General features: G+C 64.7%; 1 protein-coding gene. It reads left to right on the top strand.

Features of this window, described 5'->3' with window-relative positions:
• Window positions 1-241 precede the first annotated feature (241 nt).
• Window positions 242-1,404, top strand: a 1,163-nt coding sequence (locus tag ACAG24_RS29445) for an IS110 family RNA-guided transposase (protein ID WP_370476383.1), incomplete at its 3' end; no start/stop codon positions are given.

Genomic DNA, 1,404 nt, shown 5'->3' on the forward strand with positions numbered 1-1,404 from the left:
GTCCTTAAGTTCGTAGTTGCAGTTACTTCGTGTTGTTACGTTGGGCTGTGACCCGGGTGGGTCGGGTGAGGCTGCATGGTCGTAGCCGGCCCTGGTGGTGCGGCTTGAAAGGACTGGCCGCCCGGCCTGCCTGGACTCCTCTGGCCGCTGATTGAGATCTGCGATGTGATCGCTTGTTTAAGGAAATGCTGGCGGGGTTGTCCATGGGGATCATGTTGGTAGACAGGCGAAAAGAGGGGTGATGACGACGGGCCAGGTGTGGGCTGGAGTGGATGTTGGTAAAGAGCATCACTGGGTTTGTGCGGTCGACGACAGCGGGAAGGTGGTGTTGTCGCGCCGGCTGGTCAACGACGAGCAACCGATCCGGGAGCTCGTCGCTGAAATCGACGAGCTGGCCGAGCGAGTGTCGTGGACGGTGGACCTGACCACGGTGTATGCCGCACTGGTGTTGACGGTGCTGGCCGACGCCGGCAAAACGGTCCGGTATCTGGCCGGCCGGGCGGTGTGGCAGGCCTCGGCGACCTACCGCGGTGGGGAGGCCAAAACCGATGCCAAAGACGCTCGGGTGATCGCCGACCAGGCGCGCATGCGCGGCCAGGACTTGCCCGTTCTGCATCCCGATGATGACTTGATCAGCGAGTTGCGGATGCTCACCGGCCATCGCGCCGACCTGGTGGCCGACCGCACCCGCACGATCAACCGGCTGCGCCAGCAACTCGTCGCGGTCTGCCCGGCCCTGGAACGAGCCGCCCAACCGAGCCAAGACCGTGGCTGGGTGATACTGCTGGCGCGCTACCAGCGTCCCAAAGCGATTCGACAAAGCGGTGTTTCGCGGCTGACCAAAGTCTTGACCGATGCCGGTGTGCGCAACGCCGCCTCGATCGCGGCGGCTGCGGTGGCTGCAGTGAAAACCCAGACGATGCGCCTGCCCGGCGAAGAGGTGGCCGCCGGGTTGATCGCTGATCTGGCGCGGGAGGTGATCGCCCTCGATGACCGCATCAAGACCACCGACGCCGACATCGAGGGCCGATTTCGCCGCCATCCACTCGCCGAGGTGATCACCAGCATGCCCGGCATAGGATTTCGGCTGGGCGCCGAATTCCTCGCCGCCGTTGGTGATCCCGCGCTGATCGGATCGGCTGACCAACTCGCGGCCTGGGCCGGCCTGGCGCCAGTGTCTCGAGACTCCGGAAAGCGCACCGGACGACTGCACACCCCCAAGCGTTACAGTCGCCGACTGCGCCGAGTCATGTACATGTCGGCGTTGACCGCGATCCGCTGCGACCCAGATTCCAAGGCCTATTACCAGCGCAAACGAGACGAAGGAAAGCGGCCGATCCCCGCCACCATCTGCCTGGCGCGACGGCGCACCAACGTTCTCTACGCCCTCATCCGTGACAACCG

Origin of the sequence: Mycobacterium bulgaricum, from assembly GCF_041287165.2 — a bacterium.
GTDB classification, from domain to species: Bacteria; Actinomycetota; Actinomycetes; order Mycobacteriales; family Mycobacteriaceae; genus Mycobacterium; species Mycobacterium bulgaricum.